This window comes from Rhizobium sp. FY34, assembly GCF_005222845.1.
Taxonomy (GTDB): Bacteria; Pseudomonadota; Alphaproteobacteria; order Rhizobiales; family Rhizobiaceae; genus Neorhizobium.
Genome location: NZ_STFZ01000008.1, coordinates 92,974 through 116,331, shown reverse-complemented (window position 1 = coordinate 116,331; position 23,358 = coordinate 92,974). Strand labels below are relative to the sequence as shown.

The 23,358-nt window shown below is 60.9% G+C and carries 26 protein-coding genes and 1 tRNA gene; 12 read left to right on the top strand and 15 right to left on the bottom strand.

The window, feature by feature from the left end:
* Positions 1–708: a tRNA (guanosine(46)-N7)-methyltransferase TrmB gene (trmB, locus tag E8M77_RS06750; protein ID WP_137129859.1), complete on the top strand. Its 708-nt coding sequence runs from the start codon at positions 1–3 to the stop codon at positions 706–708.
* Positions 709–750: 42 nt separating this feature from the next.
* On the opposite strand, the gene E8M77_RS06745 is transcribed toward trmB, so the two are convergent.
* From E8M77_RS06745 to rmuC, 4 genes are all read right to left on the bottom strand, one after another.
* Positions 751–1,008 (bottom strand): DUF1150 family protein, encoded by a 258-nt coding sequence (locus E8M77_RS06745; protein WP_137129858.1) that lies wholly within the window; start codon positions 1,006–1,008, stop codon positions 751–753.
* Between the two features lie 43 nt (positions 1,009–1,051).
* Positions 1,052–1,480: an Hsp20 family protein gene (locus tag E8M77_RS06740; protein ID WP_137129857.1), complete on the bottom strand. Its 429-nt coding sequence runs from the start codon at positions 1,478–1,480 to the stop codon at positions 1,052–1,054.
* Positions 1,481–1,607: 127 nt separating this feature from the next.
* Positions 1,608–2,507, bottom strand: a complete 900-nt coding sequence (locus tag E8M77_RS06735; protein WP_137129856.1) for a ribokinase — start codon at positions 2,505–2,507, stop codon at positions 1,608–1,610.
* A 53-nt stretch (positions 2,508–2,560) separates the two neighbouring features.
* Positions 2,561–3,595, bottom strand: a complete 1,035-nt coding sequence (rmuC, locus tag E8M77_RS06730) for a DNA recombination protein RmuC (protein WP_246659163.1) — start codon at positions 3,593–3,595, stop codon at positions 2,561–2,563.
* Positions 3,596–3,869: 274 nt separating this feature from the next.
* Here rmuC and def point away from each other — a divergent pair, with 274 nt between their 5' ends.
* The 5 genes from def to truA all read left to right on the top strand — a co-directional run bounded on the left by def (position 3,870) and on the right by truA (position 6,912).
* On the top strand, positions 3,870–4,385 hold the full coding sequence (gene def / locus E8M77_RS06725; protein ID WP_137129854.1) for a peptide deformylase: 516 nt from the start codon (positions 3,870–3,872) through the stop codon (positions 4,383–4,385).
* Positions 4,386–4,446: 61 nt separating this feature from the next.
* Positions 4,447–4,716, top strand: coding sequence for a plasmid stabilization protein (locus E8M77_RS06720; RefSeq protein WP_137129853.1), 270 nt, complete (start codon positions 4,447–4,449; stop codon positions 4,714–4,716).
* A complete protein-coding gene (locus E8M77_RS06715) occupies positions 4,713–5,132 on the top strand; it encodes a type II toxin-antitoxin system VapC family toxin (protein ID WP_137129852.1) in 420 nt (139 codons plus the stop codon). Before E8M77_RS06720 ends, E8M77_RS06715 begins: the two co-directional genes overlap by 4 nt.
* A gap of 17 nt (positions 5,133–5,149) precedes the next feature.
* Positions 5,150–6,103 carry a methionyl-tRNA formyltransferase gene (gene fmt / locus E8M77_RS06710; RefSeq protein WP_137129851.1) on the top strand — a complete coding sequence of 318 codons (954 nt, stop codon included), beginning with the start codon at positions 5,150–5,152 and terminating at the stop codon, positions 6,101–6,103.
* Complete coding sequence (gene truA / locus E8M77_RS06705) at positions 6,103–6,912, top strand: tRNA pseudouridine(38-40) synthase TruA (RefSeq protein ID WP_137129850.1); 810 nt, start codon at positions 6,103–6,105, stop codon at positions 6,910–6,912. Before fmt ends, truA begins: the two co-directional genes overlap by 1 nt.
* On the opposite strand, the gene E8M77_RS06700 is transcribed toward truA, so the two are convergent.
* The 4 genes from E8M77_RS06700 to dapD are packed head-to-tail and all read right to left on the bottom strand — an operon-like array spanning position 6,859 to position 10,181.
* Positions 6,859–7,455 carry a hypothetical protein gene (locus E8M77_RS06700; RefSeq protein ID WP_137129849.1) on the bottom strand — a complete coding sequence of 199 codons (597 nt, stop codon included), beginning with the start codon at positions 7,453–7,455 and terminating at the stop codon, positions 6,859–6,861. The two genes, truA and E8M77_RS06700, sit on opposite strands and share 54 nt — an antisense overlap.
* Before the next feature lie 51 nt (positions 7,456–7,506).
* A complete protein-coding gene (locus E8M77_RS06695) occupies positions 7,507–8,115 on the bottom strand; it encodes a hypothetical protein (RefSeq protein WP_137129848.1) in 609 nt (202 codons plus the stop codon).
* Positions 8,099–9,295, bottom strand: a complete 1,197-nt coding sequence (gene dapE, locus E8M77_RS06690) for a succinyl-diaminopimelate desuccinylase (RefSeq protein ID WP_137129847.1) — start codon at positions 9,293–9,295, stop codon at positions 8,099–8,101. Before dapE ends, E8M77_RS06695 begins: the two co-directional genes overlap by 17 nt.
* Positions 9,296–9,311: 16 nt before the next feature.
* A complete protein-coding gene (dapD, locus tag E8M77_RS06685) occupies positions 9,312–10,181 on the bottom strand; it encodes a 2,3,4,5-tetrahydropyridine-2,6-dicarboxylate N-succinyltransferase (RefSeq protein ID WP_137129846.1) in 870 nt (289 codons plus the stop codon).
* Between the two features lie 206 nt (positions 10,182–10,387).
* Here dapD and E8M77_RS06680 point away from each other — a divergent pair, with 206 nt between their 5' ends.
* On the top strand, positions 10,388–11,263 hold the full coding sequence (locus E8M77_RS06680; protein ID WP_137129945.1) for an LOG family protein: 876 nt from the start codon (positions 10,388–10,390) through the stop codon (positions 11,261–11,263).
* Positions 11,264–11,310: 47 nt separating this feature from the next.
* On the opposite strand, the gene E8M77_RS06675 is transcribed toward E8M77_RS06680, so the two are convergent.
* Positions 11,311–11,991 (bottom strand): hypothetical protein, encoded by a 681-nt coding sequence (locus tag E8M77_RS06675; RefSeq protein WP_137129845.1) that lies wholly within the window; start codon positions 11,989–11,991, stop codon positions 11,311–11,313.
* Between the two features lie 99 nt (positions 11,992–12,090).
* Entirely contained in the window at positions 12,091–12,801 is a 711-nt protein-coding gene (locus E8M77_RS06670; protein WP_137129844.1) for a pyrimidine 5'-nucleotidase, read from the bottom strand.
* A 101-nt stretch (positions 12,802–12,902) separates the two neighbouring features.
* On the opposite strand from E8M77_RS06670, the gene E8M77_RS06665 reads away from it, so the two are divergent.
* Positions 12,903–13,808, top strand: coding sequence for a DMT family transporter (locus E8M77_RS06665; protein WP_137129843.1), 906 nt, complete (start codon positions 12,903–12,905; stop codon positions 13,806–13,808).
* Here the strand turns inward: E8M77_RS06665 and argB are convergent, their stop codons facing one another.
* Positions 13,809–14,696, bottom strand: coding sequence for an acetylglutamate kinase (gene argB, locus E8M77_RS06660; RefSeq protein WP_137129842.1), 888 nt, complete (start codon positions 14,694–14,696; stop codon positions 13,809–13,811).
* Positions 14,697–15,016: 320 nt separating this feature from the next.
* Here argB and E8M77_RS06655 point away from each other — a divergent pair, with 320 nt between their 5' ends.
* Complete coding sequence (locus tag E8M77_RS06655; RefSeq protein ID WP_137129841.1) at positions 15,017–15,751, top strand: anti-sigma factor; 735 nt, start codon at positions 15,017–15,019, stop codon at positions 15,749–15,751.
* 7 nt (positions 15,752–15,758) lie between these two features.
* Here the strand turns inward: E8M77_RS06655 and yihA are convergent, their stop codons facing one another.
* The 4 genes from yihA to rpmH all read right to left on the bottom strand — a co-directional run bounded on the left by yihA (position 15,759) and on the right by rpmH (position 18,903).
* On the bottom strand, positions 15,759–16,418 hold the full coding sequence (yihA, locus tag E8M77_RS06650) for a ribosome biogenesis GTP-binding protein YihA/YsxC (protein WP_137129840.1): 660 nt from the start codon (positions 16,416–16,418) through the stop codon (positions 15,759–15,761).
* Between the two features lie 129 nt (positions 16,419–16,547).
* Positions 16,548–18,347, bottom strand: coding sequence for a membrane protein insertase YidC (yidC, locus tag E8M77_RS06645; protein ID WP_137129839.1), 1,800 nt, complete (start codon positions 18,345–18,347; stop codon positions 16,548–16,550).
* Complete coding sequence (gene rnpA, locus E8M77_RS06640; protein WP_137129838.1) at positions 18,347–18,739, bottom strand: ribonuclease P protein component; 393 nt, start codon at positions 18,737–18,739, stop codon at positions 18,347–18,349. The genes yidC and rnpA overlap by 1 nt, the downstream gene beginning before the upstream one ends.
* Positions 18,740–18,768: 29 nt before the next feature.
* Positions 18,769–18,903, bottom strand: a complete 135-nt coding sequence (gene rpmH / locus E8M77_RS06635) for a 50S ribosomal protein L34 (protein ID WP_137129837.1) — start codon at positions 18,901–18,903, stop codon at positions 18,769–18,771.
* Between the two features lie 369 nt (positions 18,904–19,272).
* Here rpmH and E8M77_RS06630 point away from each other — a divergent pair, with 369 nt between their 5' ends.
* The 3 genes from E8M77_RS06630 (at position 19,273) to E8M77_RS06620 (ending at position 23,217) form a co-directional block, all read left to right on the top strand.
* Entirely contained in the window at positions 19,273–21,372 is a 2,100-nt protein-coding gene (locus tag E8M77_RS06630; protein WP_137129836.1) for a methyl-accepting chemotaxis protein, read from the top strand.
* A gap of 207 nt (positions 21,373–21,579) precedes the next feature.
* Positions 21,580–23,010 (top strand): HAMP domain-containing sensor histidine kinase, encoded by a 1,431-nt coding sequence (locus E8M77_RS06625; RefSeq protein ID WP_246659162.1) that lies wholly within the window; start codon positions 21,580–21,582, stop codon positions 23,008–23,010.
* 130 nt (positions 23,011–23,140) lie between these two features.
* Positions 23,141–23,217: transfer RNA gene (locus E8M77_RS06620), tRNA-Arg, on the top strand.
* The last annotated feature ends 141 nt before the right edge of the window (positions 23,218–23,358 follow it).

Genomic DNA, 23,358 nt, shown 5'->3' with positions numbered 1-23,358 from the left:
ATGTCATCTGAGGAGACCGAGCGCAGGTCACGCGCCACCGAGGCGTTTTTCGGCCGCCGCAAGGGGAAACCTCTTCGCGAGCGTCAGGTCGACCTGATGACGACGCTCCTTCCAAACCTGATGGTCGATCCGGCGCAACCTGCGCCGGATGACCTGAAAACGCTGTTTCCTTTTGCCGTTGACACACTGCGGCTGGAAATCGGCTTTGGCGGCGGGGAGCATCTCGTTCACCGCGCCGTCGAAAACTCCTCGACCGGATTTATCGGCGTGGAGCCTTTCGTCAATTCCATGGCGAAATTGCTCGGCCGGGTGGACGAGCTGGAACTGCACAATATCCGTGTCTACAATGATGATGCGACGCAATTGCTCGACTGGATGCCTGAAGGCTCAATCGACCGGATCGATCTGCTCTATCCCGATCCCTGGCCGAAGAAGAAGCACTGGAAGCGGCGCTTCGTCTCTGCGGTCAATCTGTCGCGCTTCCATCGCGTGCTGAAGCCGGGCGGGCTGTTCTGCTTTGCCTCCGACATCGATACCTATGTGAACTGGACGTTGCAGCACTGCCGCGATCACGGGGGTTTCGATTGGACTGCGCAGGAGCCGACTGACTGGCTGACGCCGTTTGCCAACTGGCCGGGCACGCGCTACGAGGCCAAGGCTAGGCGCGAAGGACGATCCTCTGCCTATCTGACCTTCCGCCGAACCTGAACTCGGGATTTCTGATGGCCCCTCAGCGTTGGGGCAAAACCGTCAGTGAAGACTGACGGTTTTCAAATCGTCTTCGGCTGCCTTGAAGAAGGTGCTGGAGCGATTGTCGGTCAAAAGGATCGGCGTACCATCGGCACCGAACAGCGCCCAGAGATCCAGTGCCGGATCGATATCCGGAGCTTCCGGGAAGCATCGGGATACTTCTTCCGAGCGCATCTTGCGGATATAGCCGACTTCGCCGGAACCGAGATGCGCAAGCTCTGATTCTGTCAGGCGTGCCGTTGCGTGTTTGAGGAGCATTCTTGCCTCCGACTTCGGGTATTCAGCATTGCTGCCATAAACCCTAGTCTGAGACGGAAATGTTAATTTTTCGCACCATGCGCTCCGGTTCCGGACGGATGAGGTCAACCGAAAGGAGACCATTGCGAAGGCGCGCGCCGTCCACCTGCATTCCGTCGGCCAAAACGAATATGCGCTGGAACTGGCGCGCCGCAATGCCACGATAGAGATACTGTCGCTCGCCCGGATCGCTCTGGCGTCCGCGAATGACCAGCTGATTTTCCTCGACGCTAACCTCGAGATCCTCGTCCGAAAAGCCGGCCACTGCCAAAGTGATTCGCAGTCGTTCCGGCTCGCCCGCCACTTCGGCACGCATACGTTCGATATTATAGGGCGGATATCCGTCATTGCCCTTGGCCAGGCGCTCAAGGGTCTTTTCCATCGTATCGAAGCCCAGCAGCAGCGGGCTGGCAAATGGCGTCATTCTGCTCATGTTTCAGTCCTTGAAATCAAGCGACCAGTGGCGCACCCCTGCGGCATGCGCCGTTTTATTGACCCCCCATATGGTGCGCCGAGCCAGGCAGCGCAAGCGCTTTGCAACGCTCGCGCAGGCCGCTCCATCAGAGCTTTGCATCGACCTGCGCTGCCAGCGGAATGGCCGGCTGGGCACCGGCGTTCAGGCAGGCAAGCGAGCCGGCGACGGCTGCACGGCGAAGCGATGTTGCGAAATCCAGTCCTTGGTCAAGGCTTGCCGCCAGATAGCCGCAGAACGTATCTCCGGCACCGACCGTATCGACCGGTTCGATTCTGAGGCCCGAAGCGCGAACCAGTTCGCCCTCGTTGATGGCAACGACACCATCGGCGCCGAGCGTCACGACAAGCGTCTGGCCGGTGCGTGCGCTGAGTTCGCGCATGGCATCGATCCGCTCGTCTGCGCCAAGCGTCTGGCGGCCGATCAGCAGTTCGAATTCCGTCTCATTGGCAACCACGATAGAGGCGAGACCAGCAAGCCGGATTGCATCCGGCGTCAGGGGGGCGGTGTTGAAAATGCTGCGCACGGATTTGTCCCGCGCAGCACGGAAAGCCTGTTCCACCGCATCGGCCGGCACTTCCATCTGCAGCATCAGGATGTCGGTGGCGCTCATTGCAGCAACGGCTGCTGAGGCATCGGCCGGCGTCATCGTGCCATTGGCGCCGGGAACGACGGCAATCATGTTCTCGCCATCGCCGCCCACCAGGATAAGGGCCGTGCCCGTGGGCTCCGTGACATGCTTGACGCTTGAGAGGTCCGTGCCAGCCTCAGCCAGAAGCGCCAGTGCCGGCTCGGCAAAGCCATCCTGTCCCACGGCCCCTGCCATGCGCACGGTCGAACCGGCGCGTGCCGCGGCTAGGGCCTGATTGGCGCCCTTGCCGCCGGCGGCTGTCGAGAAGCTGGAGCCCGGCACGGTCTCGCCCGGCTGCGGCAGCCGTGCCGTGGTGGCGATAAGATCCATGTTGATGGAGCCAAAAACGGTGATCATGCGGATGTTCCTGCGTGCAATCGATGTGTTGGCGCGGACACTGCCCGACCGGATCAATCCTCGTCAACCACCCTCAGCTTCAGAAGGCCTGTTCGGCTCTCGATGCTGCGTTCCGGTCGCGTTTCGGCAAGGGGTGGCGGCACCTGTTCCAGTTCGAGCGCGCCGATGCGGGCTCCGCGTCGCGCCAGCTTGTCCGACGAGGTGAGGATTTGCTCCACATCCTTCTGCGCCGACTGGAAATGCGCCTGCAGCTTGCGCGTCCGCTCATCCAGCCGCAGGAGATCGTCCATCAACAGCGCCACCTCGGCCTGGATCAGATGCGCCTGTTCGCGGGTGCGCTGGTCCTTCAGGAGCGCTTGCAGGACCTGGATCGACAGCATCAGCAGTGATGGCGATACGATAACGATGCGCAGCCGCTGCGCCTTCTCGATGGAGGCGCCGAAATGCTCGTGGATTTCGGCAAAGATCGATTCCGACGGCACGAAAAGGAAGGCCGTATCCTGTGTTTCGCCGGAAATGAGGTATTTGTCGGCAATATCCTTGATATGCACTTCCAGATCGCGGCGGAACTGCTGGGAGCCCGCCTTGCGCGCCTCCGGCTGCGTCGCGTCACGAAAGGCATGCCATGCCTCCAACGGAAATTTGGCATCGATCACCAGCGGCGGTGCGCCATTCGGCATGGTGATGGTGCAATCTGGCCGCAACCCGTTCGACAATGTCGTCTGGAAGCCATAGGCGCCCTGCGGCAGTCCGTCGGCAACGATGGTTTCCATGCGGCCCTGGCCGAAAGCGCCGCGTGTCTGCTTGTTCGATAAAATGGCCTGAAGGCCGACGACATCCTTTGCCAGCGTCTGGATATTGTTCTGCGCCGCATCGATCACGGCGAGCCGCTCCTGCAGCTTGCGAAGGTTGTCATGCGTCGATTTCGTCTGCTCGGTGATGCTTGAGCCCAGCCGGTGCGACATGCCATCCAGCCGCTGGTTGATGGCGCGGTTCAGCTCCGCCTGCCGGCTGCCCATTGCGTCCGTCATGGCCGAAACCCGTCCCTGCATTTCGGCCTGCGCGCGCAGAAGCTCGGAAAAACGCATATCGGCTTCGGCCCTCTGCCGGCTTGCTGCACGCCGCTGGACAAGCCAGACCAGCACGAGCAGGCCGAAACCGAGGACAAGCAGCAGCGGGTTTGCGCCATCGAGAAGCGAAAGCGCCTGGTCGTTGAGGGAAAGAAACGGGTTCTGCATGGCCAAAGGCTAGCGGAGAACTTCGGCTAACGGAAGATCAAAACGGGAACATTGTGCAGATTCCCCGTAATTCCTGCGCTTTGACCGGTTTCATCCCTGCAAAAACTGGGCTATGGGAAAAATTATGACCATCAAGCCTCTCATCATACTTCCCGATCCCGTTCTGCGTCAGGTATCCGCGCCCATCGAGCGCGTCGATGCCGACGTGCTGAAACTTGCCGACGACATGCTGGAAACCATGTATGAGGCGCCGGGCATTGGCCTTGCCGGCATCCAGATCGGCGTGGCGCGCCGTATTCTCGTCGTCGATGTATCGCGCGAGGGTGACGAGAAGACGCCGCTCGTCATCATCAATCCGGAAATCCTGCAGTCTTCGGATGAGCGCTCGGTCTATGAGGAAGGCTGTCTGTCGATCCCGGACTATTATGCCGAAGTGGAACGTCCCGCCGCCGTCACCGTCCGGCATATCGGCCGCGATGGCAAGGAACACCTGCTGGAGGCCGATGGCCTTCTCGCCACTTGCCTGCAGCACGAGATCGACCATTTGAACGGGGTCCTGTTCATCGATTACATTTCCCGCCTCAAGCGCGAGATGGTCATCAAGCGGTTTACCAAGGCGGCCAAGGGCAAGGCAGACTGATCCTGCTTGAACACGGCCCGCCCGGCTCCTATGATAGAGATGTTATCGAGGAGGAATACCCATGGGTGACCTGCTGATCCGCAATATTCCCGACGCCATCCGCCAGAGCCTGACCGAACGTGCCGAGCGATCGGGCCGCAGCGTTTCGGAAGAGGTGACAGCGATCCTTCATCGGGAACTTAGAGACCTTGCGCCGTCCAGCCCGGAGCGGGCAGGACATCGCCTGCGGTCTCTCATGTCCAATGAGGCGAGTTGGACTGATGAGGAAATCGCCGCAATCGACGCTGCCCGGTATGCACCGGATCGGCCGCCGCCACGGTTTCGGGAATGATCGTCCTCGATACGAACGTTTTTTCAGAGCTGCGAGGTCGTCTCTACAGCGATAAACTGATGCGATGGCTCGACGGATTTGCAATCTCCGACGTGTTTCTGACGACGATTACCATTGCCGAAACGCAATATGGTCTGTGCCTGTTGCCGCAAGGCGCGCGCAAGACGAAGCTGATGGAAACCTACGGTTTACTGGAGGCAGAGTTTCAGGACCGAACATTGCCGTTCTCGGCGCCAGCGGCGCACCGCTACGGCGTCATTTCTGCGCATCGCTATTCCATTGGCCGGCAAATCGAAACAAAAGACGCCATGATCGCCGCAATCTGCCTGACGCACGGCGCGACACTCGCCACGCGCAACACAAAAGACTTCGAGGGGCTTGATCTTCACCTCGTGAACCCGTTTGAAGACGGCTGACGAACAGGACAGGTCGAATGGCACTCCGCATCATTTTCATGGGCACGCCCGAATTTTCCGTCGCCACGCTCCGGGCTCTGGCCGAAGCTGGCCACGAGATCGTGGCGGTCTATACGCAGCCGCCGCGCCCCGGCGGGCGGCGCGGGCTCGATCTGCAGAAATCGCCGGTGCATCAGGCAGCCGAGCTTCTGGGCGTGCCCGTTGCAACACCGCTCAATTTCAAGGACCCGCAAGAACGCGCCCGCTTCAAGGCGCTGGAGGCCGATGTCGCAGTGGTGGTGGCCTATGGCCTGCTTTTGCCGGTGGACGTGCTTCAGGGCACAAGGCTCGGCTGCTATAATGGCCACGCCTCGCTTCTGCCGCGCTGGCGCGGTGCAGCCCCCATCCAGCGGGCCATCATGGCCGGCGATGAAAAGACCGGCATGATGGTGATGCAGATGGAAAAGGGGCTCGATACCGGCCCCGTCGCGCTGACGGCAGAGGTCTCTATCGGACAAAACATAACGGCTGGCGAATTGCACGATGAGTTGATGCAGGTCGGCGCGCGCGCCATGGTGGAGGCCATGGCAAAGCTTGAAATGCAGGATCTGCCGCTCACCCCGCAGCCGGAAGAGGGCGTGCTCTATGCCGCCAAGATCGACAAGGGCGAAACGCGCATTGACTTTTCAAGGCCGGCGCCGGACGTGCACAACCATATTCGCGGGCTTTCTCCCTTTCCCGGCGCCTGGTTCGAGGCGCAAGTCAATGGCAAGCTGGAGCGTATCAAGGTTTTGGCGAGCGTGATGGGCGAGGGGACAGGCGAGCCCGGAACCGTGCTGGATGATCAGCTGACGATTGCCTGCGGCGCGGGTGCCCTGCGCCTCACGCGCCTGCAAAAGGCGGGGGGCAAGCCGCTTGCCGCGGTGGACTTCCTGCGCGGCACGCCACTGCCGGCCGGAACCAGGCTTCCCACCGGTGCGGAGCCCGCCTGATGCCGCGTTTCAAGATGACCGTCGAATATGACGGCACGCCCTATGTCGGTTGGCAAAGGCAGGAAAACGGACGCTCGGTACAATCGGCGCTGGAGGATGCGATCCTGTTGTTGACACGCGAGACGGTCAAGATCCGCGCGGCAGGCCGCACGGATTCGGGCGTGCATGCGCTGGGTCAGGTCGTGCATGTCGATCTGACGCGCGCATGGGAGCCCCACAAGCTGCGCAATGCCGTCAATGCCTATCTGATGACGGGCGGTGAAACGGTGTCTGTGGTTGAGGTGGAGCGTGTGTCGGAGGGCTTTGATGCCCGCTTTTCGGCGCTGCGCCGTCATTATCTTTACCGGATCATCTCGCGCAAATCACAGCTGGCCATCGAGGCCAAGCGCGCCTGGTGGGTGTCGAAGGATCTTGACCATGAGGCCATGCACGAGGCCGCCCAGATGCTTGTCGGCCATCATGATTTCACCACCTTCCGCTCTGTGCATTGCCAGGCGAAGAACCCCGTGCGCACGCTCGACCGGCTGGATGTGACGCGCAGCGGCAACCTCATTGAAATCCGCGCCTCTGCCCAAAGCTTTCTGCACAACCAGATCCGCTCCTTTGCCGGCACGCTGAAAATGGCCGGCGAGGGCAAGATGACGGCGGATGATGTGCGCGTGGCACTGGAGGCGCGCAGGCGCTCCGCCTGCGGGCCGGTTGCGCCGCCAGAAGGGCTCTACTTCATGCAGGTGGATTATCCGGCCGATGCCGGATCAGCCGGGATAGACGCCGAGAAAGCGCTCCAGCACGTCGGCGATGAGGAGTGACGGCACGATCAGCACCATGGTGAGGGTGGAGATCAACAGCCTCTGTTCGCCCAGGAAGATCCTGAAGATGCGCGATAGCGAGACGATGAGTGCCACAATGGCGGCCAGCCAGACGAGCGCGACAAGGCCGGTGGCAGACGGCAGGAGAATGAGCAGCACGCTCAAGAGGCCGTAGAAGTAAGAAAACGGCAGCGAAAGCCAGTTGGCGGTAAAGACGATGGCCGGGAAATGACGCCCGATGCCCAACAGCAGGCACAGCGTTCCGGCCAGAACCAGCGGTAGCAGCCAGTTGGCCGTCTCCAGCATGGCCATGCGGACAAAAAAGATGCCACCGAGCGACTGGCCGGGCGGCAGCCCATCCAGATAGGCGAGCCGCCACCAGATCCACGAGAAGCCGATGGCCGGAATGCACCAGGCAATCGCCCAGAAGGACCGCATCATGCCCCGGTCGGTGATGTCGAGATACTGGAGGCCGGAGCGGTCGCCTTTGACCAGCAGCCAGAGGCCGAACAGATAGAGCTTCACTTCAGAAATGGGCGGCAAGGGACAGGCCTCGGTGGGATGCTGCGAACGCAGCCTGACGTGGGATCGATCTCAGGGAAGGACAAGTCCCATCGATCGCTCAAGACTGTGCATGGTATAGAGCGGCGGCAGGCAGATGAGAAGCAAATAGGCGGCACGACGCAGCCAGTTTCCGCCAATCACCGTGTGCAGCATGCGCCAGGATAGCGCCACCACCAGCACGATTGAGGCCAGAAGCGCACTCATCTGCAACAGCCAGAGAAGGGTGGATTGGCCGGGCAGCATCACAAGGGCAAACAGCGGGCCGTAACTGACCCATAGGGCTGGAACCGCTGCCCAGTTCAGCGCCACGACCAGCGTGCGCACAAGCGGGCGAATGCCGAGAAGAAACCCAAACACCACCACGGCCAGGATGCTGGCTGTCCAGCCGGCGGTTTCCACGACCATCACCTGCAAGCCATAGGTGAGGCTGTAGCGCCCCGGATCGGGCAGCACCTGCAGGAATTCGATGCGGCGCAGAATGGCGTAGAAGACAAGTGGCGGTAGGCAATAGACCCAGGCCCAGAAGGAGCGGATCACGCCATCGTCGGAAATATCGAAATGGGAAAGCCCGCGCGCATCGCCCTGGACCAGCAGCCACAGGCCGGTCATCTGGTGGCGCAGGTCAAGCAGACGCGGCATTCTCAAACCAGCGCGCGAGGAAAAGACCATAGATTTCGGTCAGGGTTTCCAGATCAGCCACGGCCACCCGTTCATCCACCATATGCATGGTCTGGCCAACAAGGCCAAATTCCACCACGGGGCAGTAATCCTTGATGAAGCGCGCATCGGATGTGCCGCCGGTGGTCGATAGCTTCGGTGTGTTCCCGGTCACGGTCTCGATCGCGCCAGACAGGGACGAGACGAGCGCATCGTTTTTTGTCAGGAAAACCTGGCTTGGCCGTTCCGACCAGCGAAGATCGTAGCGGAGCGGAGCGCGTCCCGGCCTCAAGGTCCCGTCGGCGCAGGCGGCATCCAGCCGGCGGATCAGTTCGGCCTGCAGGCTCTCTACGCTCCACAGATCGTTGAAACGGACGTTGAAGGCGAGCGTCACCTTGGCCGGAATGACATTGGTGGCCGTATTGCCCGTGTCGATCGTCGTGACTTCGAGGTTCGTCGGCGGAAAATTCTCGGTGCCGGCATCGAGCGGCGGATGCATCAGCGCCTGGGCAATCACGGCGGCAGCGCGCAGCGGATTGTCGGCAAGATGCGGATAGGCAACATGGCCCTGCACGCCGTGAACGGTGACGAAACCGGAGATCGAGCCGCGCCGGCCAATCTTGATCATGTCACCCAACTGGTCCGGGTTTGTCGGCTCGCCGACAAGGCAGGCATCCCAGCGCTCGCCTTTCGCCGCTGCCCATTCCAGAAGCTTGACCGTGCCATTGATGGCCGGGCCTTCCTCGTCGCCGGTGATGAGGAAGGAGATCGAACCCTGCGGTGCGCCATGCTTTTCGATATGGCGGGCAATGGCTGCAGCAAAACAGGCGATGCCGCCCTTCATATCGACGGCGCCGCGGCCATACATCATGCCCCCGGCAATGTCGGCGGCAAAAGGTGCATGCGTCCAGGCGGCGATGTCCCCCACGGGGACCACGTCCGTATGACCGGCAAACATCAGATGCGGCCCGGTTTGGCCCAGCCGCGCATAGAGGTTTTCGATATCCGGCGTGCCGGCTTCCGATGCCGTGAGGCGCTCGACGGCAAAGCCGAGCGGTGACAGCATGGCTTCAAGCACCGAAAGCGCGCCGCCTTCCGCAGGGGTGACGGAAGGGCAGCGGATCAGCGTGCCAAGGTTTTCGACGGGATCTGTCGCGGCCATCGGTAAAGCTTTCCGGTCAGTCGCGCAGCAGCTCGTTGATGCCGGTCTTGGAGCGGGTCTTTTCATCGACGCGCTTGACGATTACGGCGCAATAGAGATGCGGTGCGGGCAGGCCATTGCCCATGGTGCCCGTGCCCGACGGCATGGAGCCGGCAACGACCACGGAATAGGGCGGCACTTCACCATACATGACTTCGCCGGTGGCGCGATCGACGATCTTGGTCGACTTGCCGATATAGACACCCATGCCGAGCACCGATCCTTCGCGGATGATGCAGCCTTCAACGACTTCCGAACGGGCGCCGATGAAGCAATTGTCCTCGATGATGGTAGGGCCGGCCTGCAGCGGCTCCAGAACGCCACCAATGCCGACGCCGCCGGAGAGATGCACATTGGCGCCGATCTGCGCGCAGGAGCCAACCGTCGCCCAGGTGTCGACCATGGTGTTTTCACCGACATAGGCGCCCAGATTGACGAAGGAGGGCATCAGCACCACGCCCTTGGAAACATAGGCCGAGCGGCGCACGACGGCATTCGGCACGGCGCGGAAGCCGGCGGCGCGAAACTGGTTTTCGCCCCAGCCTTCGAACTTGGAGGGCACCTTGTCCCACCAGGTGGAGGCGCCGGGGCCGCCCTTGACCACTTCCATGTCGTTGAGACGGAAGGAGAGAAGAACCGCCTTCTTCAGCCACTGGTGCACTGTCCACTGGCCATCCTCACCACGTGCCGCAACGCGCAGCGTGCCGGCATCCAGAAGGTTCAGCGCCTCCTCGACGGCATCGCGGATTTCGCCCTTCGTGCCGATGGTGACACTGTCCCGATTATCGAAGGCTTTTTCGATCGTCGCTTCGAGGGAGGAGAAATCCTTGGCTTCGGGGCTGGTCATGGGAATTCCTTGGATGTCAAACGGAACGTGATGAGGGGAAGCGCTCTGCCGACTGGCAAAACAGTGCCTTTTGCTCTAAGCGACCGCCACTCAAGCGTCAATGCGATTTGGAGCCAGGATCGGCTGTAGCGGCGCAACCGCACACTTCCGTAAACACTTCGGTCCTAAAATTAGGCATCGGCGATATGACCACGAAGGACAAGACCATGGCGACAGGCAAGCAGGACCGGTTGAGACGCGCGGGCGGGGTGTTCGATCCGCTGAAGGACAGTTCCGTCGACAAGCTGCGGGCTCGCTCCATTCCCAAGACCCCGCAATCGGTATCGCCCTCCTATAGGCTTGCCTATACGGACGAGGATTTTCTCTGCCGCGACGAACTTCGCCCGGTTCGCCTGCAGCTGGAATTGTTGAAGCCGGAAATGATGCTTGCCGAAATGGGCATCCAGTCCACCGTCGTTCTGTTCGGCGGCGCCCGCATCCCGGCCCCCGGCGCGGATCCCTGGGCGGCGCGCAATGAGGTTCAGCGCAAGAACCTGACGGAAGCCTCTGTCTATTACGAAGAAGCCCGCAAGTTCGCAGCGCTCTGCGCCAAAGAATCGGCGCATCACGATCATCAGGAATTCGTCGTCATCACCGGTGGCGGGCCGGGTGTGATGGAGGCCGGAAACCGCGGCGCATCCGAAGCCGGCGCGCCCACCATTGGCCTCAACATTCTCCTGCCGCATGAGCAGGCGCCCAACCCCTATGTAACGCCGGCGCTCAGCTTCAACTTCCACTATTTCGCCATCCGCAAGATGCATTTCCTCATGCGGGCGCGGGCGATTGCCGTGTTTCCGGGTGGTTTCGGCACGCTGGACGAGCTGTTCGAGGCCGTGACGCTGATCCAGACGCGGCGCATGGCGCGCATTCCGCTGATCCTGTTTGCCGAAAAGTTCTGGAACACGATCATCGATTTTCAGGCGCTGGCCGATTTCGGCACGATCGCGCCGGAAGACATGGAACTGATCACCTTCGTGGAGACGGCCGAGGAGGCCTGGAAGGTGATTGCCGACTTCTATGAACTGGAAGAAGCCCGCCCCTGAGGCGTCAGGAGCGGGCTTCCATCCCGTGTCAGCAGTGGGCGGACCGCTTACATCGGGCTGTCGGGCATGTCGTCGATGGAAATCACGCCGTCCTTGTTGCGGTCCATGCGGGCAAACATCTTGTCCACGGCAGCGGTTGCCTCGGCGCGGCTGATCTGGCCGTTCTCGTCGGTATCGGCCATGCGCACCATGGCAATGCCGGGCATCATGCCGCGCTGGCCCATGCCGTCGCGCATGCCATGGCGAGGGCCGTCGCCGTGGTGACGGCCGGGGCCGCCTTCGCCATCGGCCATTTCATGGTGACCGGGCTTGTCCTTGGGGCCGCCGGCCGGTGGGGCCGTACCGTCTGCCATGTCCATATCACCGGGCATGTTGCCGTTTTCGGCGCGCTCTGCCTTGCGGCTTTCACGCCAGGCTTCCATGCGGGCCTGGCGGAATTCGCGCATTTCGCCGGGCGTCAGCGTGCCATCCTTGTTGGTGTCGGCCTGCGCAAACAGGCTCTCCTGCCAGGCGGCGACTTCTTCCTTGGAAATCTTGCCGTCCTTGTTGGCGTCGGCATTTTTCAGCAGGCGCACAAACATCACATCCTGCATCATGGCGCGTTCAGGGCCGCCGCGGCCGGGACCGTCATGGCCAGGACGACCGGAGGCAGCAAAGCTTGCGGGGGCTGCGGCGCCAAGCAGAAGCGTCGCGCCCAGCGCTGCGAGAGCATAGGTCTTGATCGTCATGGAATGTTTCCTTGTCCGTTATTGGTATAGGGACAAGGTAGGGCGCCGTGGCCCGCAGGACCACTTAAACATCCGTAACCTCCATGAAGCTTTGGTAATCTAACGGGCCAGAATGGCTTGCAGGAAGCTCGTCAGGTCATCGGTCATATGATCGACATTCGGATCATCGTCTTCGGCTTGTTCCCAGCGCTCTATGATGAAATCACCAAGATTACGCGGCACGAGCAACACCGTTTTCATGCCTAGCGCACGCGGAACCACGAGATTGCGCGGTAGATCCTCGAACATGGCGGCATGGCGCGTATCGATGCGGTTCAGGCTTGCAAACTTGTCATAGGTCTCGCCGGCAGGCTTTGGCACATAATCAGCTGCCACGATATCGAAAATATCGTCGAAATGATCCAGAATGCCCAGCGCACGGGCGGCGGCTTTGGCATGTGACACAGTGCCATTGGTGAAGATGAACTTGCGGCCGGGCAGCGCCTTGATCGCATCTCCCAGATCCGGATGCGGCAGCAGCGCCGAGTAATCGATAGCATGCGCCCGTTCCAGAAAGGCGTTCGGATCGATGCCATGATGCATCATCAGGCCTTTCAGCGTCGTGCCATGCTCATGGTAATAGCGCTTTTGCAGCGCGCGCGCCTCTTCCCGCTCCATCTGCAGCAGTTCCGCGACGAAATCCGTCATATTGCGGTCGATCTGCGAAAACAGGTTGATGTGATGCGGATAGAGCGTGTTGTCGAGGTCGAAGACCCAGTCACGGATATGCGCAAAGGCGGCGGGATCGGGCGTGTTATCGAGCTGTGGCATGCGCGCTTTATGCACCGGGCCGGCGCGAAAAGAAAGTGCGGCGTACCGTACAGGCTTGCGTCTGGCTTGGCGGGCCGGAAAGGGCGTGATAGCCGCCATGCATGGAACTCTGGATCCCCATCACCATTGCCGCCGCCTTCCTGCAAAACCTGCGGTCTGTGCTTCAGAAGCATCTGCAGGGCTCGCTTGGCACACGCGGCGCAAGCTTCGTGCGCTTCGGCTACGGCTTGCCCGTGGCGGTTCTCTATGTGCTCGCACTGCATGTGATCGGCGGCTATCGCCTGCCGGGCCTGAACCTTGGCTTTGCCTTCTGGGTCATCATTGGCGGGCTGGCGCAGATCTATGCGACCATGATGCTGGTCTATCTGTTTTCACTGCGCAATTTCACCGTCGGCACGGCCTATTCGAAGACCGAACCCATGCAGGCGGCGCTGTTTGGCCTTCTCATTCTGGGTGAAACGCTGAGCCTAGGCACAGTGCTGGCAATCCTCACCGGCATTGTCGGGGTGATGATCATCTCGGTGGCCCGCTCGCCGCTGTCGCCCTCCGGTCTCTTGCGCGCTTTGGCCAGCCGCACGGCGCTGATCGGCATTGCGTCGGGCGGCGTGTTCGGTATTTCCGCGGTTGCCTATCGCTCGGCCTCGCTCTCGCTGGATGGTCCGAATGCAGTCATGCAGGCGGCTTTCACGCTGGCCTGCGTGACCGGTTTCCAGACGCTGTATATGCTGGTCTGGATGCTGGCGACCGACAGAAGCGAGATCGGCAAAGTTGTCCGCTCCTGGCGTACCTCGTCGCTGGTGGGACTGGCGGGCGTGGTCGGCTCGGCCGGTTGGTTCACCGCCATGACACTGCAACAGGTGGCCTATGTGCGGGCGCTCGGCCAGATCGAGCTTGTCTTCACCTTCATGGCCTCGGTCTTTCTGTTCAAGGAAAAGATCAACCGGCTGGAAGTGGCCGGATGCCTGCTGATCGTTGCATGCATCCTGGCGCTTGTGACCCGCTCCTGATCAGGGAACGATCAGTGTTCCGGCACCACCTTCGGTGAAGATCTCCAGAAGCACGGCATGCGATGTCTTGCCGTTCAGGATGACGACGCCCTGCACACCGGCCTTGATCGCCTCGATGCAGGTCTCGACCTTGGGGATCATGCCGCCGGAAATCGTGCCATCCTTGATCAGAGCCTGCGCCTGGGAGACCGAAAGTTCCTTGATGAGGTTCTTGTCCTTGTCGAGAACGCCGGGAACATCGGTGAGGAAAAGCAGGCGGTCTGCCCGAAGTGCACCGGCAATCGCGCCAGCAAAGGTATCGGCATTGATATTGTAGGTCGCACCGTCACGGCCCGGAGCAACGGGGGCAATCACCGGGATCATTTCCGACTTGGCAAGCAGATCAAGCAGGGTCCGGTCGACTTCCACCACTTCGCCGACAAAGCCGAGATCGAGCACGCGTTCGATATGGCTGTCCGGATCGATGACGGTCTTGCGGGCCTTTTCGGCAAACACCATGTTGCCATCCTTGCCGCAAAGGCCAATGGCCCATTCGCCCGTCTGGTTGATGAGCGCGACGATTTCCTTGTTGATCGAACCGGCCAGAACCATTTCGACGATCTCGACCGTCTTCTGGTCGGTGACGCGCAGGCCGCCCTCGAACTTCGATTCGATGCCCATCTTGGTCAGCATGGCACCGATCTGCGGCCCGCCACCATGCACGACGATCGGATTGACGCCTGATTGCTTCAAGAGTGCGATATCCTCGGCAAAGGCCTTTCCGAGCGCGGAATCGCCCATGGCGTGGCCGCCATATTTCACGACGATGGTCTTGTTCTCGTAACGCTGCATGAAGGGCAGGGCCTGCGCCAGAAGACGGGCCTGCATCTCACTTTCGGAAGGGGACATCACTACACCTCTGGAACCTGCGGTGCGGCCTTGTACCCCATGTTTTTGACGGAGGAAATAATCTGAAGGCAACAAATGCCCGTAACCAAAACCAGAAAGCGCAATTGTCTCAGTCTGTGCTATGGATAGTGCATGGCGGGTCTTTGTTAAGCAAACCCACATTGACAGCTGCGCCCAAGACAAGGATTCTGAACTTTCCCTGGGCCTGGCGATCGGCACCTGTTGGATCGTGCCGTCGCAAGATTGCCGAACAGGGCCAGCAGAACTGTCGGGATCGGGTTTCGACGAAGCCTTCTGAAATCGAGAAAGTGCATGGATCGATGACAAGGCCAGACCAGAGCGAAGGGGACCGCCCCCGCGACGAAGTACTTGCCGGCGAATATGTGCTGGGCGTGCTCTCAAGTGAGGCGCGCGCCAGGGTCGAAGCGCGTCTTCGCACCGACAAGGCCTTTGCCGCCATCGTTGCGCGCTGGCAGGAAAATCTCGGCACGCTGGACGATGAATATACCACGATTGTCTCATCGGATTTCGCTTTGCCACGCCGGGATACCCGGCCCTTGGCACTTCCGGCCCGTTCCGGCAATGTCCGGCTGATCAGCTCTCTCTGGGCGTCGGTCGCCTTCTGGCGCGGCCTTGCGCTGGGTTCGATCTTCCTGCTCGTGGGCACGATCCTGAATGCGGAACGGACGACGGTCAGCCGGGCAGGAGCGCCCGTGCTTGCCAGCATGAAGGGTGACGGAAACAGCGCGCTTGGCCTTATTGCCCGCTATGATGCGAAAAGCGGCATACTGCAACTAGCACCCTTCGCCAATAGTGCCTCCGGTCAGCAGTCCCTTGAAGTCTGGCTGATGCGCGGCAGCGATCCGGCGATATCGCTCGGCGTCCTGCCGCAAACGGCTGAGGGCGCGGGCGCGCTTGTGGTGCCGCAAGCCCAGCGCGCCAGGCTACAGGATGGAAACGCCACGCTTGCCGTCAGCCTGGAACCTCTCGGTGGCTCGCCGGCTGGACAGCCGACGGGCGCACTTCTTGTCTCCGGAGAGACCCGTATCCCGTGAGACGGTCTCAGGCCGACCGGCCGACCGTCTCGCAGATGGCGCGGCGCAACTCATCCAGTCCTTCGAACTTTTCCGAAGACGTGGAGAGAACGTCCGGATAAGCGGCAGGCCGCTTGCGGATCTTTTCGCGCGTGTCGGCCAAGAGCTTCACGACGGCCGGCGGCTTGATCTTGTCGGTCTTGGTCAGCACGATCTGGTAGGAAACGGCCGCCTTGTCGAGCAGGTCCAGCACGTCGTCATCATTCTTCTTGATGCCGTGACGGCTGTCGATCAGCACATAGACGCGCTTTAGCGTCGCGCGACCGCGCAGATAATCGAATACCAGCTTTGTCCAGGCTTCCACATGGTCCTTCGGCGCCTGTGCATAGCCGTAGCCGGGCATGTCGACCAGCGCCATTGGCGGCATGTCGCCGGCCCCGCCGGAATAGCCCTCCGGCACGAAATAGTTAAGCTCTTGCGTACGGCCCGGCGTGTTGGACGTGCGTGCAAGACCCTTTTGGCCGACCAGCGCATTGATCAGCGATGACTTGCCGACATTGGAACGGCCGGCAAAGGCCACTTCCAGCGGGCCTTCCGGTGGCAGGAACTGCAGGGAGGGTACGCCGCGGATAAAGGTCCACGGGCGGCCGAAAAGCGGCCTTTCCTCGGGTGTCGGTGTCGTTGCCATGTCGTTTGTCGCCATTGTCTTTGATTTAGCGCCCGGCTTCACGGTTTTACACCGCAATGTCAAGGCATCGGCCAAAAAGGCAGCCCGTAAACGAAAGACCCCGGACAAGGCCGGGGTCTCTGGTCGGTGTTATTTATTGGCGGGCGATTTTCGCTTGAAGAGCCCCACCAGATTGTCGAGCAACTCGATCTTTGCGCCGTGGCGCTTCATGATGAGCGCCTGCTGCGTGATCGACAGCGTATTGTTCCACGCCCAGTAGATCACCAGACCGGCCGGGAATGAGGCCAGCATGAAGGTGAAGACCAGCGGCATCCAGGTGAAGATCATCGCTTGGGTCGGATCCGGCGGCGTCGGGTTCATGCGCATCTGCAGGAACATGGTGATGCCCATGATGATCGGCCAGACGCCGATCATCAGCGCATGCGGAACGTCAAAGGGAAGCAGGCCGAACAGGTTGAACAGCGATGTCGGGTCCGGAGCCGACAGATCCTGGATCCAGCCGAAGAACGGCGCATGGCGCATTTCGATCGTGACGTAGATGACCTTGTAAAGCGAGAAGAAGATCGGGATCTGCAGTACGACCGGCCAGCAGCCTGCAATCGGATTGATCTTTTCTTCCTTGTAGAGCTGCATCATGGATTGCTGCAGCGCCATGCGGTCATCGCCATGCTTGGCCTTCAGTTCTTCCATTTTTGGCTGCACGCGCTTCATCGCCGCCATCGAAGCATATTGCTTGCTGGCCAGCGGGAAGAACAATGCCTTCACCACGATCGTGGTGCACAGGATCGCCACGCCGAAATTGCCGAAATAGCGGAAGAAGAAGTCCATAAGCTTAAACATCGGCTTGGTGATGAAGTAGAACCATCCCCAGTCGATCAGAAGGTCAAAGCGCGGAATGGAGAGCGTCTGCTCATAGCCATCGACAAGCGGAACTTCCTTTGCGCCGGCAAAGATCAGGTTCTTCAATTCGGAGGTCTGGCCGGCGGCGATGCTGATGGCGTCGGTCTTGTAGTCGGCCTGGTAGCGCGACTGGCCATCGGTGAAATGCGTGAAGCGCGCCTCATAGGGAACAGCCTGCGGCGGTACGAGTGCCGAGGCCCAGTACTTGTCGGTAATGCCAAGCCAGCCGCCGGTCGCCTTCGGATTGACCGAGGCTTCCTTCTCGATGCTGCTATAGCTGTGTTCAGAAAGTCCGCCTTCCTTGCCCAGAACGCCGATGAAGCCCTCATGGATGACGTAGACCGAGGCATGGTCCGGCTTGTTGTAGCGGGTCACGCGGCCATAGGAGGCCAGGTTGACGGCTTCACCGGTCGGGTTGGTGATCTTGTCGGTGACGGTGAGCATGTAATGCTCGTCGATCGCGACCGAACGGGTGAACACGACGCCCTTGTCATTGGTGTAGGTCAGCGTAACGGGCGTCTGTGCCGTCAGCTTGTCGCCGCCAGATAGGGTCCAGACCGTGTTCGGTCCAGGCACCGAGCCGGAATTTTCACCGGCGATATAGCCGATTTCGGTGAAATAACCCTCGCGCGTATCGGCCGGCGACAGGAGCGTTATGGTCGGGCTCTTCGTATCGACGGTCTCATGATAATCACGCAGGTGCAGATCATCAAAGCGTGCGCCGGTCAGATTGATCGAACCGCTGACAGCCGGCGTATCGATGATGACGCGTGGCGAACGGGCCAAAGCCTGCTCGCGGGTGGCGCCGGCGGCAGCCTGGGTCGAGCCTGGCAGGCTTCCGTTGACGGCAACGCCGGGTGTCGGACTGGTCTGCGGATTGGCGGCCTGCAACTGTTCCTGCTGCACGCGACGCGCTTCTTCTGCGACGCGCTGCGCCTCGATCCTCGGGTTCATATAGAGGAATTGCCAGGCAAGAACGATCAGCACCGAAAGCCCGATCGCGATGAAGTAATTGCGGTTCTTTTCCATCATGCTTTCCTGGAAAGGGTCTCCTCGGACCGCTTATGTTTCGGCCGGCTCTCCAGGCGTTCGGAAAGCGCCGCCGTAATGTCGTCGAAGGATGCATTGAGCATCTCGCGCCGGGCGACGATCACATAGTCATGACCGTCTTTCATTGCAAACCGGGCGGATTGCCTCACCGCTTCCCGAAGGCGTCGCCGCATCCGGTTCCGCTCGACGGCATTGCCCTGCTTTTTGGTCACCGTGAAGCCGACACGCGCCGCCTCTTCCGGTGCCTTGCGATCCAGCACTTCGAGGAGAAAAAGACGGCCACGCCGCTTTTCGCCCTCCCGGACAGCAAGAAACTGCGGCCGGCTTTTCAGCCGCCCGACAGTCTTTTCGCAATTGTCTTCGGTCGTCATCGCCCGGTCATTCGACGGGCATGCCGGCCTTAAGCCGACAGACTCTGGCGGCCACGCGCACGGCGGGCAGACAGAACCTTGCGACCACCCTTGGTGGCCATGCGGGCGCGGAATCCGTGACGGCGCTTGCGGACAAGCTTCGACGGCTGGTAGGTACGCTTCATTTTTTTAACACCGCGGTGTGCGGTCCTTCTTGGGTTTGCCCCCCTTGAGGAGGACAAGAGCGTTGATGGAGACGTATCGGCATGGAAAAGCGCGCACGCGCGCCTGATCAGCCGGACGTGGGCGGCTTATAAGAGGGTTCCGCCGCAAAAGTCAATTGTCACCGGCATTCGCGATCGCGTGAGCAAGGTTTTGGTGACTGTCACCACCATGGCGATAGCAAAATACCCCTCACTTTGCACCCGTGAATAGTCGGGTCCGCCCAAGGTTTTCTTTCAAGTCTTCCTTAATAATCATGAGCGTACATTAGTAGATGCTGGGGGAGTGGGTGCTGATGTGCCGCCAGCGCGCAATTTTGGAGAAAGTTTGAAATGAAAATCGGTGGGAAGATCAATCTGCTGGTCGGGTTGATGGGGTTAGTGGCGCTGATCGTCGGCGGCCTTTCTCTGTTTGCAATATCCGAATACAGCCGCCGCATGGATGCATTCAGCAACGCTGCTGAACGCGCCTACAAGGGTGAGAGCCTGAACCGACTGGTGACAGCCGTTGTCATGGAAGCGCGTGGTATCTATGCGTCCAAGACGGCAGTCGAAACGGAAAAGTTCGGCGAGGGTCTCGTCAAGAATCTCGGCCAGATTGACAAGCTTCTCGCCGAATGGCAGCCACTCGTGCCCGCCGCCGAGAAGGTGGCATTCGAAGCCATGTTGAAACGGGCGCAGGAGTTCAAGGCATTTCGTTCCGAAACGGTCCGGCTTGGCAAGGAAGAAGGCCCGGAAGCTGCCAACAAGCAGGGCAATAACGAAGCCAACCGCAACAACCGCAAGGCGTTCCAGGCAGAGATCGACGCCATTGTCTCACAGGACAAGGTCGAACTTGACGAAGTGCGCACCGGTGTCGGCTCTCTCGGAACGACGCTTTTCATCCTGATCGGCTCCATAACCCTGGTCGGCGTCGTGGCCGGCTGCGCTGTCGGTATCCTCTTTGCCCGCCGCTCGCTCAGTGCGCCCATCGTGGAACTGACCAATGCCATGAAGCAATTGGCCGGTGGCCATTATAACACACCGGTGCCATCCGTCGGTCGCCCGGATGAAATCGGCGACATGGCCGGTGCTGTCGAAGTCTTCAAGCGCAATGGCCTTGAGGTGAACCGCATGAACGCCCAGGAAAGCGGCATGCGGGCGAAAAGCGACGACCTTCAGGCCCGCATGGCCTCGGTTCTGGCTGCTGCGGCCGAAGGCGATTTTACCTGCCGCGTCAACAAGGAATTCGGCGAGGAAAGCCTCGACCGCTTTGCCCGCAATGTCGATCAGCTGCTTGGTACCGTGGACGAGGGTCTGCGCCGCACCGGCGATGTGCTGAAGCGGCTTGCGGCCGGCGATCTGACGGAGACCATGGCCGGCGATTTCCGCGGCGCATTTGCCGAACTGCAGCACAATGTCAATGATGCCATCACCAATCTCGCCAGGACCATGAGCGAGGTGCGCAATGCCACAAGCTCGATCAGCAGCAATTCCAACGAATTGCGCACAGCCGCCGACGACCTGTCGCGCCGCACCGAGCAGCAGGCAGCAGCCCTTGAACAGACCTCTGCCGCCCTCGACGAGATCACCGCCGTGGTGAAGACCTCGACCACGCGGGCCCAGGAAGCCAGCACCATGGTGGGCGAAGCCAAGGACAGCACCGCCCAGTCGGCCACTGTCGTGCGCGAGGCGATTTCCGCCATGGGCCGCATCGAGCAGGCCTCGCGCGAGATCAGCCAGATTATCAATGTCATCGATGAGATCGCCTTCCAGACCAATCTTCTGGCGCTGAACGCCGGTGTTGAGGCAGCCCGTGCCGGTGAAGCCGGCAAGGGCTTTGCGGTTGTCGCCCAGGAAGTACGCGAACTGGCGCAGCGTTCCGCCAATGCCGCCAAGGATATCAAGACGCTGATCACCAAGTCCGGCCAGGAAGTCGCCGGTGGCGTCAATCTGGTCCAGAAGACGGGCGAGGCGCTGTCTGAAATCGAGACGCGGGTCCTTGCCATCAATGATCATATCCAGTCGATCGCCACCGCATCGCGCGAGCAGGCAACCGGCCTCAACGAGGTCAACATCGCCATCAACCAGATGGACCAGGTGACGCAGAAGAATGCCGCGATGGTGGAAGAGACATCCGCTGCCACACACAAGCTGTCTCAGGAAGCCAATACGCTGTTTACTCTTTTGTCTCACTTCAAGGTCGAACAATCGACGGCAAGCTATGGCGCGGTGTCTCAGGCTAGCTATGCCGCAGGTGGTGGCTACGCATCACAGTCTGCTGCCCGTCCGTCAGCCCCGGCGCCCCAGCGCAATGCCGGGCCCCGCGTCGCCGATGCACGCACGGTCGCCAAGCCCTCTCCGGCCCGCAAGATGATGGGCAATCTCGCCCGCGCCCTGTCGCCGTCGCCGGCGGTGGCAAGCCCGAGCGGCGAGAACTGGGAAGAGTTCTGAGCCGAACCTTCCAGATGACACGATGATCAACGACGTCCGGGGCTGGAAAAACCCCTCGGGCGTCGTTATTGTTTGCTGGAAGCACATCCTGCGCCGCTTGCGCATCCGATGAACCTTGCAACGGAGACCCGCATGTTGAACGAGGCGGAGGTTTCCGCCCCGCTGAGATCGGGTGCGGAGGCCGGGGTCGATCTTCCCCTGCAACGCATGCCGCGGCGCTTTCGCGGCCTGTCTGGCCAGCTCTTGTGGCTGACCGTGATCTTCGTGATGTTTGCCGAAGTGCTGATCTTCGTGCCCTCCATTTCCGTGATGCGCATGACCTGGTTGCGCGACCGGCTGGATACGGCGGCGGCGGCCGGTATCGTCATCGACGGCCTTCAGCCGGCCGAGCTGCCGCGTGCGGTGCAGGATGATACGCTGCTGGCCACCGGCACCAAGGTGCTGGCGCTGCGCAAGGATGGTACCTCGCGCCTGCTGGCCGCCATCGACGTGCCGCCGCAGGTGGATGACCAGTATGATCTGGCCGCCGAAACAGCGCTTGGCTCCATGCATCATGCGCTGGATACGCTGCTGTTTGGCGGCGGGCGCGTCATGCGCGTCTTCGGGCCGATCGGCGAGACGGACATGATCATCGAACTGGTGATGACCGATGATGCGCTGCGCAAGGCAATGATCGGCTTTTCCAAGCTGATGTTCGGCATTTCGCTGCTGATCTCCGTGCTCACGGCCTTGTTCATCTATCTGGCCATCAACCGCATGATGATCGGCCCGATCCGCCGGCTGACGCATGGCATGCAGGTGTTTTCCGAGCGCCCGGAAGATCCGGCGCGCATCTTCCGCTCCGGCCGTGCCAAGGGCGAGCTGGCCGTCGCCGGACGCCATCTGGCGGCCATGCAGACCGAGTTGCAGCGCACGCTGAAACAGCAGAAGAACCTCGCCGATCTCGGCCTTGCCGTCTCCAAGATCAATCATGACATGCGCAATATCCTGGCCTCGGCGCAGCTGATGTCCGACCGTCTGGTGGATGTGGACGATCCCATGGTGCGCAGCTTTGCGCCCAAGCTCTTGCGCACCATCGATCGGGCCGTCGGCTATACCAATGAAGTTCTGGCCTATGGGCAGGCCTCGGAGGCAGCCCCACGCCGCCGCCTGCTGCAGCTTGCGCTGCTCTGCCAGGATGTGCGTGACATGCTGGCGCTCGATCCCGAAGGCGGTATCGAATTCATCGATCAGGTCGCTCATGATCTGGAAGTGGATGCCGATAGCGAGCAACTCTTCCGCGTCATTCACAATCTCAGCCGCAACGCCGTGCAGGCGCTGGTCCAGGCCGATCCGCCCGAGGATGGCGGCGCGCGGCGCATCCAGCTATCGGCCCAGCGTGTCGGCAGTGTCGTCAGCATCATTATAGACGACAATGGTCCGGGCATGCCGCGCAAGGCGCGCGAGAACCTGTTTACTGCCTTCAGGGGGGCTGCACGCTCCGGCGGCACGGGGCTGGGGCTCGCGATCGCCCGCGAATTGGTGCTGGCCCATGGCGGCACGATTGCGCTTGTCGAGAAGCCCGGTCCGGGCACGCAATTTCGCATTGAAATTCCCGATCGCCCCGTATCGCTGGAGAACTATCGCGTCCGCGCTTGAAAATTTCCATTTAAAAACAAATATTTATGACGATATTGCAGTAAAATGACAAAGGCTTCGGCAAAATCGCTTGCAATCCAAAGCGGGACCCTTTAGAGAACCGCTCACGCCACCGGCACTGCCGAGGCACGCACCCGTAGCTCAGCTGGATAGAGCACCAGACTACGAATCTGGGGGTCAGGAGTTCGAATCTCTTCGGGTGCGCCATTCATTTTCTTTCTGCAAATTTTGCTATGAAATGGCCGCTGACATGACAATGTCTGGCGGCTTTTTGCTGTTTTTCCCGTCGTTGCAACATCAAAAAAGGCGGCGAACGGGTTCGCCACCTTTTTATCAGTCTCAGGCGCG

Coding starts and splice junctions, on each gene's coding strand:
- E8M77_RS06630 (WP_137129836.1), top strand. CDS start 19,273: ATGAAAATCGGTGGGAAGATCAATCTGCTGGTCGGGTTGATGGGGTTA.
- E8M77_RS06680 (WP_137129945.1), top strand. CDS start 10,388: ATGGCGACAGGCAAGCAGGACCGGTTGAGACGCGCGGGCGGGGTGTTC.
- rmuC (WP_246659163.1), bottom strand. CDS start 3,595: ATGCGTTTTTCCGAGCTTCTGCGCGCGCAGGCCGAAATGCAGGGACGG.
- trmB (WP_137129859.1), top strand. CDS start 1: ATGTCATCTGAGGAGACCGAGCGCAGGTCACGCGCCACCGAGGCGTTT.
- rnpA (WP_137129838.1), bottom strand. CDS start 18,739: ATGACGACCGAAGACAATTGCGAAAAGACTGTCGGGCGGCTGAAAAGC.
- E8M77_RS06735 (WP_137129856.1), bottom strand. CDS start 2,507: ATGATCACCGTTTTTGGCTCCATCAACATGGATCTTATCGCCACCACG.
- dapD (WP_137129846.1), bottom strand. CDS start 10,181: ATGACCAGCCCCGAAGCCAAGGATTTCTCCTCCCTCGAAGCGACGATC.
- E8M77_RS06655 (WP_137129841.1), top strand. CDS start 15,017: ATGACAAGGCCAGACCAGAGCGAAGGGGACCGCCCCCGCGACGAAGTA.
- E8M77_RS06740 (WP_137129857.1), bottom strand. CDS start 1,480: ATGAGCAGAATGACGCCATTTGCCAGCCCGCTGCTGCTGGGCTTCGAT.
- E8M77_RS06745 (WP_137129858.1), bottom strand. CDS start 1,008: ATGCTCCTCAAACACGCAACGGCACGCCTGACAGAATCAGAGCTTGCG.
- yidC (WP_137129839.1), bottom strand. CDS start 18,347: ATGGAAAAGAACCGCAATTACTTCATCGCGATCGGGCTTTCGGTGCTG.
- truA (WP_137129850.1), top strand. CDS start 6,103: ATGCCGCGTTTCAAGATGACCGTCGAATATGACGGCACGCCCTATGTC.
- argB (WP_137129842.1), bottom strand. CDS start 14,696: ATGTCCCCTTCCGAAAGTGAGATGCAGGCCCGTCTTCTGGCGCAGGCC.
- E8M77_RS06720 (WP_137129853.1), top strand. CDS start 4,447: ATGGGTGACCTGCTGATCCGCAATATTCCCGACGCCATCCGCCAGAGC.
- def (WP_137129854.1), top strand. CDS start 3,870: ATGACCATCAAGCCTCTCATCATACTTCCCGATCCCGTTCTGCGTCAG.
- yihA (WP_137129840.1), bottom strand. CDS start 16,418: ATGGCAACGACACCGACACCCGAGGAAAGGCCGCTTTTCGGCCGCCCG.
- E8M77_RS06665 (WP_137129843.1), top strand. CDS start 12,903: ATGGAACTCTGGATCCCCATCACCATTGCCGCCGCCTTCCTGCAAAAC.
- E8M77_RS06670 (WP_137129844.1), bottom strand. CDS start 12,801: ATGCCACAGCTCGATAACACGCCCGATCCCGCCGCCTTTGCGCATATC.
- E8M77_RS06715 (WP_137129852.1), top strand. CDS start 4,713: ATGATCGTCCTCGATACGAACGTTTTTTCAGAGCTGCGAGGTCGTCTC.
- E8M77_RS06675 (WP_137129845.1), bottom strand. CDS start 11,991: ATGACGATCAAGACCTATGCTCTCGCAGCGCTGGGCGCGACGCTTCTG.
- dapE (WP_137129847.1), bottom strand. CDS start 9,295: ATGGCCGCGACAGATCCCGTCGAAAACCTTGGCACGCTGATCCGCTGC.
- E8M77_RS06695 (WP_137129848.1), bottom strand. CDS start 8,115: ATGCCGCGTCTGCTTGACCTGCGCCACCAGATGACCGGCCTGTGGCTG.
- fmt (WP_137129851.1), top strand. CDS start 5,150: ATGGCACTCCGCATCATTTTCATGGGCACGCCCGAATTTTCCGTCGCC.
- E8M77_RS06625 (WP_246659162.1), top strand. CDS start 21,580: ATGCCGCGGCGCTTTCGCGGCCTGTCTGGCCAGCTCTTGTGGCTGACC.
- rpmH (WP_137129837.1), bottom strand. CDS start 18,903: ATGAAGCGTACCTACCAGCCGTCGAAGCTTGTCCGCAAGCGCCGTCAC.